Annotated in this window: 14 protein-coding genes and 1 pseudogene; 4 read left to right on the top strand and 11 right to left on the bottom strand. The window is 68.3% G+C overall.

The window, feature by feature from the left end; translation table 11 throughout:
* Nucleotides 1–45: 45 nt before the first annotated feature.
* From RNB18_RS53675 to RNB18_RS16235, 11 genes and pseudogenes are all read right to left on the bottom strand, one after another.
* Nucleotides 46–426: pseudogene (locus RNB18_RS53675) on the bottom strand (AAA domain-containing protein); the annotation flags it as partial.
* Nucleotides 329–1336 carry a DUF4011 domain-containing protein gene (locus tag RNB18_RS16280; protein WP_311714788.1) on the bottom strand — a complete coding sequence of 336 codons (1008 nt, stop codon included), beginning with the start codon at nucleotides 1334–1336 and terminating at the stop codon, nucleotides 329–331. The pseudogene RNB18_RS53675 and the gene RNB18_RS16280, both read right to left, overlap by 98 nt.
* A 434-nt stretch (nucleotides 1337–1770) precedes the next feature.
* Nucleotides 1771–3054, bottom strand: coding sequence for a tyrosine-type recombinase/integrase (locus tag RNB18_RS16275; RefSeq protein ID WP_311714787.1), 1284 nt, complete (start codon nucleotides 3052–3054; stop codon nucleotides 1771–1773).
* Nucleotides 3055–3090: 36 nt separating this feature from the next.
* Nucleotides 3091–3273 (bottom strand): helix-turn-helix domain-containing protein, encoded by a 183-nt coding sequence (locus tag RNB18_RS16270; protein WP_311715216.1) that lies wholly within the window; start codon nucleotides 3271–3273, stop codon nucleotides 3091–3093.
* A 1118-nt stretch (nucleotides 3274–4391) separates the two neighbouring features.
* Complete coding sequence (locus RNB18_RS16265; RefSeq protein WP_311714785.1) at nucleotides 4392–5516, bottom strand: hypothetical protein; 1125 nt, start codon at nucleotides 5514–5516, stop codon at nucleotides 4392–4394.
* Between the two features lie 87 nt (nucleotides 5517–5603).
* Nucleotides 5604–7694 carry a methyltransferase, FxLD system gene (fxlM, locus tag RNB18_RS16260; protein WP_311714784.1) on the bottom strand — a complete coding sequence of 697 codons (2091 nt, stop codon included), beginning with the start codon at nucleotides 7692–7694 and terminating at the stop codon, nucleotides 5604–5606.
* A gap of 24 nt (nucleotides 7695–7718) precedes the next feature.
* Nucleotides 7719–8987 (bottom strand): lanthionine synthetase C family protein, encoded by a 1269-nt coding sequence (locus RNB18_RS16255; RefSeq protein WP_311714783.1) that lies wholly within the window; start codon nucleotides 8985–8987, stop codon nucleotides 7719–7721.
* Complete coding sequence (locus tag RNB18_RS16250) at nucleotides 8984–11920, bottom strand: lantibiotic dehydratase (RefSeq protein ID WP_311715215.1); 2937 nt, start codon at nucleotides 11918–11920, stop codon at nucleotides 8984–8986. The genes RNB18_RS16255 and RNB18_RS16250 overlap by 4 nt, the downstream gene beginning before the upstream one ends.
* A gap of 236 nt (nucleotides 11921–12156) precedes the next feature.
* Nucleotides 12157–12336, bottom strand: a complete 180-nt coding sequence (locus RNB18_RS16245; RefSeq protein WP_311714782.1) for an FxLD family lanthipeptide — start codon at nucleotides 12334–12336, stop codon at nucleotides 12157–12159.
* A gap of 93 nt (nucleotides 12337–12429) precedes the next feature.
* Nucleotides 12430–12630, bottom strand: a complete 201-nt coding sequence (locus RNB18_RS16240) for a hypothetical protein (protein WP_394817627.1) — start codon at nucleotides 12628–12630, stop codon at nucleotides 12430–12432.
* Between the two features lie 211 nt (nucleotides 12631–12841).
* Complete coding sequence (locus RNB18_RS16235; protein WP_311714781.1) at nucleotides 12842–13288, bottom strand: ATP-binding protein; 447 nt, start codon at nucleotides 13286–13288, stop codon at nucleotides 12842–12844.
* A 241-nt stretch (nucleotides 13289–13529) separates the two neighbouring features.
* Between RNB18_RS16235 and RNB18_RS16230 the strand changes: the two genes are divergently transcribed.
* The 4 genes from RNB18_RS16230 to RNB18_RS16215 all read left to right on the top strand — a co-directional run.
* Nucleotides 13530–14816, top strand: coding sequence for an XRE family transcriptional regulator (locus RNB18_RS16230; protein WP_311714780.1), 1287 nt, complete (start codon nucleotides 13530–13532; stop codon nucleotides 14814–14816).
* Nucleotides 14813–15352: a GNAT family N-acetyltransferase gene (locus tag RNB18_RS16225; protein ID WP_311714779.1), complete on the top strand. Its 540-nt coding sequence runs from the start codon at nucleotides 14813–14815 to the stop codon at nucleotides 15350–15352. Before RNB18_RS16230 ends, RNB18_RS16225 begins: the two co-directional genes overlap by 4 nt.
* 188 nt (nucleotides 15353–15540) lie before the next feature.
* The gene (locus RNB18_RS16220) at nucleotides 15541–15672 is read left to right on the top strand and encodes a hypothetical protein (RefSeq protein WP_311715234.1); all 132 of its coding nucleotides are present in this window, start codon (nucleotides 15541–15543) and stop codon (nucleotides 15670–15672) included.
* A 206-nt stretch (nucleotides 15673–15878) separates the two neighbouring features.
* Nucleotides 15879–16121: transposase family protein (locus RNB18_RS16215; RefSeq protein ID WP_449657637.1), on the top strand; the 243-nt coding region annotated here is incomplete at its 3' end.

Genomic DNA, 16121 nt, shown 5'->3' with positions numbered 1-16121 from the left:
TTGGTGGCCTCGCAGGCGCCGGCGGGTGTGGTGATCGGGTGGGCTGCCCATCAGGCCGGTGATCAACTGGTGTGCGCTGATCTGCAAGGGCTCAATCGGCTGGTGGAACTCCTGTATGTGCTGCAGGGCCTGCTGGCGGTGGTGTGCCAGGTTCGTGTGCAGGTCGGCGGGACGGGGCGGAGCTTCTTGGCCGGCTCGTTCCAGCGCGTCGTGCAGTTGCTGGGCGGTCTGGCGACGGCTGAGTTTGTTGCCGTGGAGGTCGAATACGAGCCCGTCCAGATCTACGCGGGCGAGGTTGTCGGTGACCGCTTCGATCGCAGCTCGCTTCTCAGCGACGAACAACGTCCGCTTGCCCTGGGCTGAGAAGACGGCGATCAGGTTGGCGATGGTCTGGCTCTTGCCCGTGCCGGGCGGGCCTTCGATCACCAGGTGGGAGCCGGTAAGGGCCGCGCTGATGGCCTTTTGCTGGGAGGCGTCCGCGTCCAGGACCCAGGTACTCCGATCTGGGCGGGATGTCGTCGGCGCTGGCTGGCCGACGGGGACCTGAGTCTTCGGCCAGGGCGCGGCTGGCTTCCCTGTCGCCAGCGAGGGCCGCGATCACGGGGTGGCTTGCCAGCAGGTCGGTGGCGCTGGTGAGGTCCTTGACCATGGGGAGCCGGTCGAAGCTGAAGACGCCCGCCACGATGCGCTCTTCCAGCTCCACCGTCAGGTTGCTGCGAGCGCACGCTGCCTGAAGGATCCCGTAGGCAAGGCGCATGTAGTCGGCCGGATCCGCGCACTCCTCGATGCCCGTGGTGATCTTGTCGGCCAGTTCCTCGGTGTCGCCGTCCAGACCGTACTGGCGGCTGAGGGCATACAGCAGTACCGGGTTGGTCTCCGTCTCGCCCGCCGTCTCGAGGACGAAGTCGTTCTCGGTGGCGGTGCGCGGCTGGATACTCAAAGGCTGCAGGAGAAGCGGGGCGCGCAGGGCAGGGACAGGCGTCCTGCCGCGGGTGGGCGGGGGCTCAACACGCAGCAATCCCAGAGCCAAGCGGCCAGCCTCGATGCCCTGTTCCTCATCCAATTCCACCATCTTGCGGCGCAGGCTACGTGCCCGGGTACAGGCCGCCATGTGGTCGGCGGTATCAGGGAAGAGGGCAGCCAGGCGGGTCCGGCGGCCTGCCAGCAGCGAGGTCACAGACTGCGGCACAGCACCAGTGACATCCAGTGACGCCGTCTTGGTGTCCTTGAAATGCAAGAGCGTGTTGTAGGGCCCGAAGTCGACCAGCGCGTCGGCCCACTGCCGCGCCCGGGCGGCCACCGTCTGCCGGCGTATATGCCCCGTGATCGCTTCCACGTGTCACCCCTTGAGTTGAACCGGTCACCCGAGCCGGCCCACACCGCACCGGAGCCCGCCTTTGTTGAAGCGAACAGACCAACGTAAGAGACAAAGTCACCTTGAAACAGGCGGAGTTGGAGCGTGCGCAGGGCGCAAAGGGAGCACGCACGGCGCACCACAGGCGCGCGGTTGTCCCGGCAACGTCTGAAGGACCTGTCCAAGGCGTGCGCCGGGCCAGGCGCGGCGCCCTACGGCGGCGCGATGGCGTGCTCCCCCCTCTAACTCACCTTCACGATCGCTCCGTCAAGTGCACCCGACGCAACGGGACCATCTCGCCTCACGAAGTCGGCCGACCACAGTAGTTGTTCGCGATCCGTGACAGGGGCCCGCCAGATTCGGCCGCGAGGGCCGCTGACCTGGTAGGTGGCCAGCGGCCTCAGGAGTGGCGCGGGCTACGCCGCCTCGACGACCGCTTCGAACTCGAGCGGCAGACTGAGCTCTGTCTCCAGGTTGAAGACCGCGTCCATGACAGATCGCAAGCGGTCCGGCGCGTCGGGCATGACGTGAGCGTACGTCTGAAGAGTGATCTTCGGATCCCGATGCCCGAGCCACTCCGCCATGTCCGTCACGGGCACCCCGCGCGCGAGGCCTGCCGAGGCAAAGAAGTGGCGCATCCAGTGCGTCGTGATCTTCCTTGTGATACCTGCGGCTTTCCGGGCATTGCGCCACAGCCGGTCCACGAGCGAGTACATGAGGATATTGGTGCGCCCGACGTTGGCGAACAGGTAGTCGCCCTCCATGCGGTTCAGGCCCTTCTCCACCCGGAAGGTCCCATGCAATATCAGGTGCTCCTTCACCTTGGCCTCGATCGTTCGCGGAAGCGGCACAGCTCGGACTTCATCGTGGTCGCGCCATTTGAGGTGGCGGATGATGTGGGCGCGCCCGCGCCCCTTGGTGATGACCTTCTGCCGCTTGGTCTTCGGCTCCTCGTTCGCTCCGTCCTGCGTGATCTGACGATCGACGTAGAGAAGACCTGCCTCGAAGTCGAACTGCTGCAAGGTCACTGCCATGGCCTCACCTATCCGCAGGCCACAACCCGCCATCAGCCAGACCAGCAGCTGGTACTGACCAGGCATGTTGGCGGCTATCGCGGCTATCTCAGCAAGCGTGGGAAGTCGGATCGTCTTCTTCGCCCTGCGCTTGGCACGCTGACGGCCGGCTCGCATGTGATGGCAGGGGTTCTTGGTGATGTAGTCGTTGGCCACGGCGTAGCTGAAGACGCCACTGAGAGTCTCATAGCGGTTGACAGCCGTTGACTCTTCGTACCCGCGCTCTTCGACCATCCATCGGAGCCAGTTCACCAGGTCCTTGGGCTTCACGGCACCGATCGGCTGACTCTGAAAGTACGGCTCGATGTGCAGGCGCAGGCTGGTCTCGTACTGGTATCGAGTTCCGCTAACCCTGTCTCCCGATTTGATGAACTCCCGGTACACCGTCACCAAGGGGGTCAAGAACCCCGACGGAGCGATGTAGGTTCCGAGGTCCTTCTCACGCTCAACCTTGGCCGCGAACTGGTCAGCCGGCGTCTTCTTTTCGAAGGACTTCTCCCGCTGGCTTCCCGACCTTCCGCCCGGTTCCCGGTATCGCACAGTCCACGGGTGTCCGCACCTACTGGCAAGACAGAGATAGTACTTACTCTTCTCGTCCTCCTTGCATTTCTGGAAGACCTTAGCCAAAATTCCCCATTCTACGCACGCACCAGATCCTGCGGTTTATCCGTATCGAGATTGCAGATACGCGATAACGTCTCGCTCCCGGAACCGCAACAGCCGTCCAACCTTCTGAGGACGGAGGCCCCAAGCCCGGTATTTATTTTTGATGGTCATCTCACTCACCTGCAACCACTCGGCTACCTCTGCCGAGGTTAGGAGTCGATAGCTTCCGCCCTGCGACATTTCATCGCCTTTCTGTTTAAATAGCTGAGCAATTGAACGATCCCTCAGTCGAGACCCAAGGAGCCGTCCTGCATGAGCCCAGCGTTGAGCCTGCTTCGGAGATTTGCTGAGGACATGGCCTGCTCCCATTCGCCGACGTCACAAGCGAACGGGCTGGCGCGACGTCGGCGACGTCGTCATGTTGCAAACGGGGTCAGCAATGCGCTGGGACGTGCAGGACCACCCCCAGGTGTGTGGGGGCGAATGAATCGGCCAGTACGCGTCGGTTGTTGCCCGGCATGCCGTCCCACCACACGCTCGCCCTACTTCCTCCTCACGAATACCTGCGGCTCTAGCAACTGCGTCCGTCACGGCTCCACCGCCAAGCACAGCCGAATGCGAACACCATCAATGCTCTGTAAGATCCCCGGTTTCGGTAACCGGGCATCTTCTGCTATGTATCGCCCTGCTGCCGCCGGTGAGCCGATCGAGGTTTCGGGCCCCACGACCTCACAGCGCCAACATCCCAGGGGCCGTGGCGCGTTGCTGTGCTGCGGTGCGCAGCGATGTATGTGGGGGCCTCTCAGCCACGGCGGCAACCGCGCTACAGCAGATCCTCGCCAATAGATCCTGGCGTGCAGACAAGAGAGGCAGGGCCTTCGAAATGGCGTCAAAGCCCTCCGTCTCCGGGTCAGCCCAGGCGTTCGCGGCGCCGAGCGGGATAGGGCGCGTGATGAAGGCGAATCGGAAGGCGGGACTCGACAGGCGGACCTCCTCGGAGCGGGACGCGGTCGTGAGACCGAGCTCGGCATGCGTACTGCCATAGCGGCCAGCCCTTCCGCAGGCTGACCTTCGATGGCGCCCTGCGGCTGACCTGGCGTTTTCAGGGTCGTTGTACGTTGACATGATCCCGGACGGGGTTCCAGACCCGTGGGCCATTTCCTCGTCTGCCGTGGGCGAATGCCGGAGCCTCGTCACACAGACCCACTCACCCCTTAATGATCCCCGCCATGGATCAGGCCGACTTCTCGGACGGGGACCGATGCTTGCGATGCCGATGGTCCAGTGCTGCTGCGCTGCAGTGATCAGCTGACCGAGGTCGGCACCAAATCCCGTGCCTGGCTGATCACTCATGCAGATCACCGAGTTGTACGCCCGGACTTGGAGGGGCGCGCAAGACTGTCCCGGATCACAATGTCGCTGGCGCTTAGAGCCGACGTCAGCCGTCCTTGCAGTTCGTCCGGGATGGTCCCTGCCCCGAGGGCGCAGGCATGCATGAGAGCGCGGCAGTCCTGGGTTTGCCTGTCCGTGGCGATCGCGGTGAACAGACGGTGCGCCAGGTTCTCGCGGGCCGCGTAGCCGTCTTCGGCACCGGCCGTCCTGCGGTGGAGGTCCTCGACGATGCGGTGGGCGGTAGGAGCCTCGGCGGAACCGATCGCGTCGAGGACGGTAAGGCCGAGACGGATGTCGAAGACGGTCGTCCCAGGTTCGGCCGGCCACTCCAGATAGGTGTTCGCCAACGCCGCCAATTCGTCTTCGACCGGCAGCTCGGCGTAGCGGCGGCACAGGACGGTCAAGCATGCCGTGATGGCCTGCTCCCACGGATCGCCGGGCATCGTTTCGGCAAGGAGAACAGCTGCCCATGCCGTGTCACCTGCAACGAGGGCAGTGAGTATGGCAACTTGGCGTCCGTCGAGCATGCGTTTGCCTACGCCGAGGTGAGTCTCGAGGCGTCTCAGGGCCTCCGCCCAACGTCCCTCGGTGGTGAGCGTGCGCGTTCCGTCGGCGAGGAGCACGCGCCACAGCCACGCGCGGACCTCGTGGCGGTCCTCGCCGGTCGCAGTGATGTCCGCCGGTACGGCGACGCCCTCGAACCGGGCAGCTGTGCCTGCCTCGACGGCCTTGTACAGGTCGAGTAGGTGCTGACGTCCCTCATCGGTGTGGCCGGCGCGGATCTGGAGGCGGGCGAGGTTGACGACCGGTTCCAGCCCTCGGATTGCGCTCATGCCGGGCAGGGGGCACGCGTCGAGGTAGGCGGCGGCGTGCTGGTGACACATCTCGCGGGCGAGATCGGGAAGGCCGAGATCGGAGGCGATGAGCGCGGCCTGGTTGTAGACGGCGGATGCGAGCCCTTGGTCGCCCTTCTTCACCGCCGTCTCGGCGAGGTCGACGAGGCCGCCCACGCGTTCGGGCAGGGGCAGACAGGCGGGCCGGAATCGGGCGACGAGCGGGAAGCGCTGGGCTATGGGTCCGTGCGGGTCCATGGGTTCCCCGGGCGTGAGTGAGAAGTGCTGGGGCGACGGTGCCCGCGAGCCGTACGCCGGCGGGCACCGTCCGCTATGCAAGGAGCGTCACCGCCAGTCGACGACGATGCGGTTCAGCGGGGTGTCGAGAGCGAAGAGTCCGGGGCGCTGCTCGATGGCAGGGGCGTCGAGGGGCTGGATTTCGAACGTGGCCTCGCGACCACGGTATTCGCGGTCCCAGGTGCGGATGGCGTCGGCGACCTTCGTGGCGAGCTCGTCGCTGCCGGGACCGTGGCCGATGACGCCGAACTCCCAGAGCTTGTCGCCCTCGGGGGTCTTCTTCTCCGACACGCGTCGCGCCAGGTAGGTGACGGCGCCCTTGTCGACGGCCGCAGTCGACGAGGGGTAGGGGTCCTCCGTGAGCGCAGTGCCCTTGGCGTTCTGGGGGAACAGCATCCGGATGAGGCCGGAGGGAAGGGAACAGGTGACGAACAGCTCCATCCACTCCGGCGACTCCATGGCGCGGACCGTCATGCCGGTCCACTCCTCACTGCGCGGCTGGCCCAGGACTCCGGCCAGGGCATCGGCGTCGATGTTCTGCCCAGCGGGGGCCTGAAGCCGGACGGTGCCGTCTGCGCTGAGCGGGATGACGCGGCGGTCGTCGTCGGCGATGCCCCGCCGGAGCGGCATGAACGTGTTCATCTCGCTGCCAAGAGACACCCATCGACCGTCGCGCTGCTCGTAGGCGATGGACCGGGAGACGGTGCCCTTCAGGCGCTGGGGGACGAGGAGCCGCCCGCCGGGGGCGAGCTGTTGCATCCAGGCGTGCGGTACGCCGTGAGCGCCCACGGTGGCGACGATCCGGTCGTACGGCGCTCCTTCGGCGTAGCCGAGGGCCCCGTCGCGGGTCACGGCCTGGACGTTGGTGAGACCGGCTGCGGCCAGGTGTGCGCGAGCGCCCTTCACAAGGTCGTCGTCGACATCGAGGGTGGTCACGTGCCCGTTCTCCCCGACCAGGTGGGCGAGGAGAGCGGCGTTGTAGCCGGTGCCGGCGCCGAGTTCGAGGATGCGCTCGCCGGGCTGGGCGTCGAGCTGGTCCAGCATGAGGGCGACGACGCCCGGCTGGGATGCGCACGAGATCGATGTGCCGTCGGTGTCGTACTTGATGTGCACTGGTGCGTTGGCGTAGGCGTCTTCGAGCGACGCATTCGGCACGAACACGTGACGGGGCACAGTCCGCAGCGCATTCTCGACTGCGGCCGTGCGGGCGTGCCCATCTGCGCGAAGCTGGTCGACCAGGGCGTTGCGGAGGCGTTCGGCGTCAGCCGTGGGGGTGGCGATCGTGTTGGTGTGCACCGCCCTGACGCTATGCGTCTCGGCCGTTGCCTCGGTGGGTGACTCGGTGTGGTCACTCGTTCCCATGATTACCTCTCGTGCGATGTTGGACATGGCGCTTTGGTCGTCCCGGAGGAGACCGGCGCGGTTGGCGTGAAAGATCATGTGGTGGGCAATGACGGCTCGCAGACCGCGGGTGAGGGCGCCGCGGCCTGCGAGGTCGGCTAGCGCGGTGCCCGCCCGCTCGAAAGCGGCGACCCACTCGTTGTGCCCGGCGAGCGGGCCGTTCGGTCGGCACAGGCTATGGGCGTTTACCGTCATCAGCTTCCGCATCGCGGGCGCCAGTTCGGCGGCCCGCGCAGAGGGCACAAGGCCGGTGGCCGGTCGGAGGGCGGCGACCTTTACCCATACGTCGCCGTGCTCGAACCAGTCCAGGCCGGCCGCCCGCATCATCACGCTTGCCAGCAGCACGGCGGTTTCCCGGCGTCCCAGCTGCTCTGGGCCTGGTTGATGGGTGAGCAGGTGGCGGCTGTCCTTGTGGAACAGGTCGTGGGCGACGTCCATAGCCTGGGTCCCGCCGAAGGCGTGGGTCTCGGGTTCGTAGATGTAGGGCAGCCATGACACGGCCGTGCCGTTCTTGACGAGGTCGCTCAGCAGCGCTTCTACGGCGGGTGAAGGCTCGTGCGCGCGGTACCGCAGCGGCCAGGGCTGCTTGTTCATGAACCACCAGCCGGTGAGCTGCCCGTCCCTTTCGGTGGCGAGGAGGACAGGGGCGATGCGTTCGACGATGGTGCGCTGGGCGCTCTCGCGGTTAGCGAAGGTGATGTTGTGTTGCTGCCAGCGGTCGGAGCGGTCCGGGGGCATGCGGGTGTCCTTCGGTCGATGGGGTCAGGCGATGAGCAGGCAGGCGTCCCAGGTGGATCGGGGCGGTTCGGCGGTGCTGGGCGCGAGGAGGGCCAGTGCGATACCGGCTGCGCCGTCGAGGAGGCCGGGGCCGCGGTCCTCGTCCTGAATGAGTGTCGTGGCGGCGTGTGCGGGGTCGGTGCCCGGCGGTTGGACTGCGGCTAGGAGTGCCGGGATCGTGGCGCGGAGCTGTCCGGCGGTTGAGGGGTGGGCGTCGTCGGCCGCGCGGGCGGCGACGTGGGCGAGGCCGGCGAAGCCGTGGCACAGGGCGTTGTCCGTCGTGGCCTTGAGCTGAGCGGGGTCGGTGAGGGCGGCGACGAGCGCGTTCTCGGCGTCCAGCTGGCGGCTGTCGTCGCGGCGGGCGAGTGCGGCGAGTTGCTGGGCGCGGGCGAGGCCTGCGGTGCCGTAGCACCATGACGGCCGCCTCGGCGTGGACGAGGTGAGGCGGCCGGTGCGCAGCTCGTCTCGGGTGACCCAATACGGCCACGCCGGGCCTCGGCCGGTGTCCTCTCGGCATCGGTCCAGCCACACCAGGATCCGGTCCAGTGCGTCGTCGTGGCCGTTGACGACGGTGCCCTGCGTGGCGGCGAGCGCCAGGAGCGCGAGCACGCCGCCGATACCGTGCGCCATGCCGTTGTTGGCGTGTCCGCCTCGGAAACGGTCGTCCGGGTGGCCCGAGGGCCCTGTGTCCGTCCACCAGCCGGGCAAGTTCTCGCCGTCGTGTGTGATCGGTTGAGTGAGGCGTACGCAGTAGTCGAGTACGGCACGAAGGGCGGCGCTGCCAGGGTTGCGGCGCAGGAGGTAGGAGCCGTATCCGCTCAGGCCGCGAATGGTGTCGAACTCCGCGAGTGCTGGGAGGAGTCCGGCGTCCATGCGGCGGTGTGCGGCGTCGACGCGGCGGCTCACGTCGTTAGCCATTTGTCGGTCGAGAGTGTCGAGCGCGCGCTGGTAGGCGCCGGGCAGGTGATGGGCGGCGCAGGCCAGAGCGTGCGCGAAGGCGGGCGCCCCGTAGAAGGGGTGGCTGTCGGGGCCGCTGGTGAGCGGTTCGCGGGAGGCGGCGGCGAGCCAGTCGTGGGCGCGCTGCCACGGCCCCAGGCCGGCCGCAGCCCGCTCGATGTGCAGGAGCGCGATGCCGGGCAAGCCATAGGCAAGGTGCTGCCGATCAGAGACCACTGGCCCAAGGTACGGCGTGTGGGGGTCGGCGAGCTGCTCGGCGACGGCTTCGGTCAGGTCCATCGCAGCCTGTGTGGTCATTGTGTCCTCCCAATGGTGCGGGCGGTCCAGGCCAGGGCTGCAGCGCGAGCGAGGTAGCGGCAGACCTCTTCTTCGGGGAAGTTCACCGCGATGTGCCGTACGAAGTGGACGTGCAGCAGGGAGATCAGGACGTCGTCGAGGGCGATGCCCTGCGTGTGGGGACCTGGCAGGTGCTGGCGGTACGCGGCGAGCGCCGCGTCGCGATCGGCCCACGCCGACACGATCGCCGCTCCTCCCGGGGCGCCGCGCATTGCCGCCCAGTCGTCGCCAGGGTCGGCCAGACGTACGGCATCGGTGAACTGCGGGCGCGGTACGGGCACGGGCGCTGTGTGCGGGATGTGGTCGATCAGCCAGCGCATCCCGGCTTGAGTGCTGCCGAGGAACGCGGAGGCGATGGCGACCGTGTGTGCGGCCACCAGCGTGCGCTCGTGTGGGCGCCGCGGCTGCGAGAGCTGGGCCAGGATGGCGCGCGAGTCCGCCCGAAACACTTCCTCGGCCGCGTCCCATGCAGGGCCGGATCCCCAACGGCCCATCTCTCGATAGGAGGTGGGGTACCGCAAGTCCGCCAGCAGACCGGTGCCGCGCAGCTCGTCGGCCCACGCGCTCACGGTTCGAGCCGTTTCGGCGAACGCCTCCGACGTGGGTAGCGCGATGCGCAGACGCAAGTGCTGCTCGGGGTCGCGGAAGCGAATGAACCACCACGGCGGGCCACCGAGCCGTTCGAGCAGATCGGGCAAGTGGCAGGAGAGCAGGGTGTCCTGGCGGCGTGCGTCTCCATACAAGGTGGCCAGCAACAGCGACGAAGAGGCCGGGGTCTGCCTCTGGGCTGGGGAGAGGGCGCGAGCCGGGGTGGGCGCGGGAAGCGCCGGCCACGCCGGCGGCCGGACCGCCTTGAGCGGCACCACTACCTCGTGGGCGCGACCGTCGCACCAACCGAACGCCCCCGGTTCCGCCGCCTCGACGAGCACGGCCAGGCCCACTCGGTCGAGGTGCTGGCGCAGCAGCGTCCGGTGGCCGGCCTCGTCGAGGTCAAGGAAGAGACGCCGGTCGTCCTCCACGAGGTAGACCCGCCGAGGTAGCCGCCGCCGAGCCCGCCAGTCGGTGAGGGCGGAGTCCCATTCCGCCCAAGGACATGCGCGACCAGGCTGCTCGGTCGCCTCCAGCCGCCAGCGGGCCGGGGAAAGCACCGTGCGCCCGCACCGCAGGCGCGGCAGGAAGGGCATCGCCGCCGCAGCACCCCAGTCGAAGACAGTGACCTGCGCGCCTTGCGCACGCGACAACTCGGTGAGGAATCGCACCAGCGGCGGAGTATGCGTGTGGAGGTTCAGCGCGTGCATCCCGACGGCCTCGATGCGCTGGCCGCGCTCGGGGGCGGCCAGGTACATGCGGCGGCCGTCGCACCCCACCGCCAGGTCCGCAGGAGTGAGGACATCGTCAGCGGGAGCCCGGTGTTCCTGGAGGCTGATCACGATGGGCAGGACTCGCGGCGCGCGTGTGATGTGGGCGCTCTCGGGCAGGAGCGGCGGAAAGGACAGCTGCGCAGGCACGGTGTTCCTGTCAGCGGTCGGAAGGTCAGCCAGCTCGGCAGCCAGGGCCACACGGTCGGCGCAGGCCAGGACACTGAGGAACCGGCCTGTGGAGACGCCAGCGCCGCGAGACACGCTCAGGACCTCCAGCCGGAACTGCCCGCGCTGCAGCCCGCCAACGCTTGCCGCATGGACGCGCACCCCCACCTCCAGGTGTGACGGCACCCGCGATTCGTCGGGCCCTACGTCCAGAGCGTCGATCAACTCGTCAGTGAGGACCACCTCGTCGCGGCCGTCGAGCACGGCGGCCTGCGCCAGCCGTACGAGGGCGTCATCCCGAGCGGACACGCGAGGTCGACGGGCGCCGGGCGGGGTGCCTGGGTAGCCCTCGGGGTAGCCAGTACCACTATCCGCGACGACTTCCTGGAGCGGCACCATCGTTCCGATGCCGTACCGCTCGTAGAACCGCTGGTGGTACGCGCCCCATGCCGCGGTGCCGTACGGGCGGGCGCTGACTCGGGTCAGGATCAGGGCCGCGCGCTCGATCTCGCGGGCGACCGCTTCTGGCAGTACGAGCTGCGCGTCCAGGCGCAGGTCGAGTGCTACAGGGTGGCGGCGCAGACCTGGCACGAGGGCCCTCATGCGCGCTGCGACGCTGTCCCGCCCGCCCCGCGAAGTGCACTCTTTCAGGCCGGTCCGGATCGCCCGTAGCTCGCGCAGCATCTCCGCGACCGGGGGGAGGCTGTCGGTGTCGATCGCGTCGAGTCGGTCGAGTAGATACCCGAGGGCGTCGGTCGCGGTGCTGGGGGTGTGCAAGGTCGTGATCAGGACACGCCGCTGGATGAGCTCTTCCAGCAGCCGGCGCACCTTCTCCGGTCCGGCCTCGGGGAACTCCGCCTGGAGTTGGTTCGCGAGCACACCGACCCGGACCGGCGCCCGCGTTGCGGCAAGGACCGCGCGCACGGGCTCGGTGAGGGTCAGGGACGCCTCAACCGCGCGAGTCCGATCGTCGTGGACATCGGATTGAAACGGCACGATGAGCCGGTCCCCGCGGCTCGTCACGGTGTTGTTGACGACCACCGGCAGCCGTTCGACGAGGCCGGGGCAGGACTCCAGCCTCTCGACGACGGCGGCCAACCACTCTGCGCCCGCATGGCCAATGGCCACGTGCCCCACACCCCAGCGTGCGCCCGCCTGCGGACCGAATTCGGCGATGGTCACGCCGGCGAAAAGCCCGAATGGCGTCGCCCGGTGCTGGGAGCGCAGCAGGTAGCGGGCCACGGACAGTGCCGCGCGCCGGACGTCTCGCGTTGAGGGCTCATCGGCCGTGCACAGGGTCCGTAACTGCGCGGCCAGAACCGGGCTGGCGTGTTCCAGGGCTTCGACGAGGTCGCCGCTCGCCCAGATCTCGCGCAGCCAGGCGACACAGGTGGCGGACCCGTTGGGAGAGTGATCGTTGAGGTCCGGAAGCGGAGGACACGGCAGTGTCGGCCGGGCAACGGCTCGTACGAGAGCGGTCGTGCCGGTTCGGAACGCTGGGCGCGGAGCATCCACCACTACCTCCGTAGGTGAGGGACGGGCGGCTGGTGCCGCCACGCCACAGGGCGCGGCGGCACCAGCCCGGAGCGACGTGAGGCCTCGGGTCAGGCGACGTTGGTGGTGCAGGCGCCGCAGGTGGTTCCGCAGTTGTCGTCGGTCAGGTTGACCAGACCCGCGGCGTCGGCGACCTCGACGAGGGACACGTCCAGGTCGAAGCCGTCCGACGTCCTCGGGGTCTGCTGGCTCACATGAGTGCTGCTCGGTACTACGGTGCTGCGTGTCATGCCAACTCCTCTGAGTGGTTGGGATGTTGTTGTGCGGTGGTGCCCGCCTCCGGCCGTACGGCACAGTCCGCACGGCCGGAGGCGGGAGTCTGGTCAGACGGAAGCCGGCCGCCGCTCCATGAAGTAGGCGAGCGCCTGAGCCTTGAGCCGGTCGAGGCACGGCTCGCAGGCGTGGACCGGGGCGTGCTGCCCGTCCCACTGCAGTGGGCCGAGCCAGATCACGGGCACTCCGGTGCGCTCGCACCCGAGCCAGCACTCACCGGTGACCCAGCACTCATGCACGCGGGGGGTCACGTCTGAGCTCCCGTCCACGAGCCAGGGGTGGGCGACCGGCAAGTGGGCCCGCACACCCAGAGCTGGAACAGCAGGCCCCGATGACGTACGTCTCCCAAGATCTCGCCGCTCGTTCCCAGGTACCGGGCACAGCGTGCGCACTCCATGGCCATCTGCTGGCGGGGACGGAGGCGGGCGACGTCCGGCACGGGCGGAGTAGCCACGGCCGGCTTCACTCGTCGCCCTTCATGAAGAGTTCGGCCCAGACCTCTTTGCACCGTGGGCGCTCGTCCGGGCCGTGCAGGTCATAGCCCCAGCGGTCGGCGATGCCGTCGATCAGGAGCAGGCCACGGCCTGACTCGTCGTCTTCCCCGACCTGCCCGAGCACCGGCTTGCGCGATGGCGCCCGGTCCACCACCCCAACGCGCAACCGTGTCGCACTCGGCCGCCCAATAATCAGGCGGATCGAGCCGCACGGGGTGTGCCTGACAGCGTTCGCGATCAGCTCCGAGATGATCAGCGCGGCGACGTCGGCAAGGTTGTCGAGGTGCCATACGCCGAGGACGTCACGGACGAGCTTGCGGCCGATTTTGGCCGTGGACGGTTCGCACGGGAATGTCTGGCTGTAGGCGGGGTGGCCTGTGGGGGCGGCCTGAACTGGCTTAAGGGGACTCGTCATTGGGGTTGAGCCTTCGCGTCGTCTCGGCGCCCGGCCCGTCCCCGCGGGGGAACCTCAGGGGCGGGCCGGGCCGTCAACAGCCGCCCGCACGGCGGGCGTGGCGGGCGACCGACACCAAGACAACTCCCTTCCTGCGCAAGGTGATTAGGGCGATCAGCCGTCCGCCCATCGGAAGGACCTAGGGTGATTTGACCTTCTCTTTACCTGGCGGGTCAGGGGAGGTGAGGGCTACCGTGCGGACATGGACACCGCGCGCAACACCGTTCTTGAGGCGTGGATGGCCGAACACGGCTACAGCTCCAACAGCCTTGCTGACGCTGTGAACAGGGCCTTAGAGGAACTGACCGGAAGACATGGCGGCCTCGACGGTTCATCGGTCCGGGACTGGAAAGCAGGCCGGGTCACGTGGCCCAAGTCGGCTACCCGCAAGGCGCTTGAAGACGTCAGCGGCCTGCCCGCCATCGCTCTAGGGTTCGTGCCACGGGGCCGGACTCCGTCCACCCCAGCCCCACCGCAGCAGGAGGACCTCGACATGAAGCGCCGTACCCTCGTCGGCGGGATCGCGGCGGTTGCCGCCGCGGCAGCCGCCGCTCCCGGCACCGCATCCCAGCGCCGCATCGGCATGAGCGACGTCGACCGTCTACAGAAGCGCTTCGCTGAGATCATCGCCAGCGACCACCGCCATGGCGGCCAGCTCGGCATCGAGCAGCGAGCCGCCGCTCTCGCCGACGAGGCCCTGAATCTCCAGAACGCGGGCAGCGCCAGCCAACGGGTACGCAGCAGCCTCTACGCCTCCGCAGCGGCGTTCCGTTCCTCAGCGATGTGGGCCGCCATCGACGGCCGGCGCTACGACATCGCCAAGGCGCACATGCGTGAGGCCCAGGCCCTCGCGGAGATGTCCGGCGACCAAGCGATCAAGTTCCGCATCTGGAGCCACGCAGGCACCATGTACCGGCACATGGGCCGTCCCGCAGACGCGTTCGCGGCCAACGACGTAGCCCGCAACCTGCACCTCACCCGCCGAGACCCTCTGTTCGCCTCCCTCGGCCTGGCCCGCCAAGGCGCCATCCACGGCGCGGCACAGGACCGCACCGGCACCCGCCGGGCCTTCGAACAGGCCCAGGACGCCATGCTGCGCGCCGACCCCGCCGACTACCGACCGGTGTGGATGCTCGCCTTCTACGACCAGGCCGAACTGGACTCCCTCGCCCTGTCAGCGCACTTGGCGCTCGGCGACTACTCGACCGCCGAATACCACGCCCACCGCTGCCTGTCCGCCCTCCGGCCCCACATGATCCGCTCCCGGGCCATCACCACGACCCGGCTCGCGCACGCCCAGCTCGCACAGGGCGCCGCCGACGCCGCCACGGCCACCGCGAAGAAGGTCCCCGCCGAGGCCGCTACCCAGCACGCCCGGGTCACGCGCATGCTGCAGGAGTTCGGGGCCGCACTGCGCGCCACCGCGCCGGGCAGCTCCAGCGTGCAGACCTGGACCGAGCACGCTGCCACCTGGAGGATGGCCGCATGACCACGGCTCCCGCCATCGAACTGCGCACCTTCACCACCCTCGACACCGCCCGCGGCGACCTCCTCGACGTGTACGCCGAAGTGCGCGCCCCACTCCTCCACCTGCCGAACTACGCGGTCACCGCGTTCGGCGAACGTCTGGACCGACACAGCACCGAGCCTGGGTTCGCGGCTGTCCTCGCGTACGCGGGCAAGCATCCGGTCGGCTACGCCTACGGCAATACCATTGATCACGGCGATCGGTACTGGCAGCGCACCAGCCCCGCTCCGGCGGAAAAGTACACCCAGCGACCGGCCATTGCCCTGAAGGAAATCGGCGTCCGGCCGGCCTGGCGGAAGACCGGCACTGCCCGGCGTATCCACGACGCCCTCCTCGCCACACGTGACGAGCCCTTCGTCACCCTCATGGTCAACCCGGCCGCTGGGGACGGAAAGGTCCACGCGCTCTACAAGTCATGGGGATACGAGGACATCGGGCAGAGCCAGCCGTCAGTGGCCTCGCCCGTCCTCACCGTGATGATCCGCGCAAGCCGCTGAACAGCACCACGGCCCACCGGCGTGACGGAGTTCCACCGAGGCCCAGGAATTCCTCATGCTGGACCTCCGTCCCAAGCGCTACAAGATCGCCGCCTCGGGGTTACGTGCAAGCTGGTGAGTTACGACGAGTTCGCGGTGGTCAGAGCCTGCAACGGCAGTGTTCCCGTGGATCTAGGTGCGCGCTGATCGTGCTCGCTGTGTCCGTGCTCGGCCTCCGGCTGGGCATGCCGGGCGACGGGACCAAGCCCAGCTCCAGCACCGAGCGCCGTGCCTCCGACGACCTCGCCCAGCGCTTCGCACCCGGCTTCAACAGCCGCTGACCGTCGTCGTCGACGCGAAGGACGCCGTCGCGGTGCCGGATCCGGCTTAGCGGGGACGGAACCCCCACCTTCCGAACTGGTCGGGTTTGCCGTCCTGCCCTTGCACTGCAAATGCCCATTCTCAGCCAATAGTGGGGAGTGTCTTGTTTTTGGCTCTGGCCCGTAGTCGGTGGTGACGCCGAGTAGCCGCCCTTAATCATGATCTTGTGGTGGATATCAACTCCCTTATGGGGACGGTGTTTTCGGGGCTTTCGGCGCTGGTTGTCGAGGACGTGGCGGACGGCGGTGACGTGGTGGTGGTCTCGGCCCGGACCCGGGACGGGGCGGTGCCGTGTCCGGTGTGCGGGACGCCGACAGCGAAGGTGCACGGTTATCACCGCCGAACGGTGAGGGACGTGCCGGTTGACGGCCGCCCGGTCATCGTGCGCCTGCGCGTACGGCGGCTGGCC

Origin of the sequence: Streptomyces doebereineriae, assembly GCF_031845645.1 — a bacterium.
GTDB classification, from domain to species: Bacteria; Actinomycetota; Actinomycetes; order Streptomycetales; family Streptomycetaceae; genus Streptomyces; species Streptomyces canus.
This window is presented reverse-complemented; position numbering and strand designations above follow the sequence as displayed.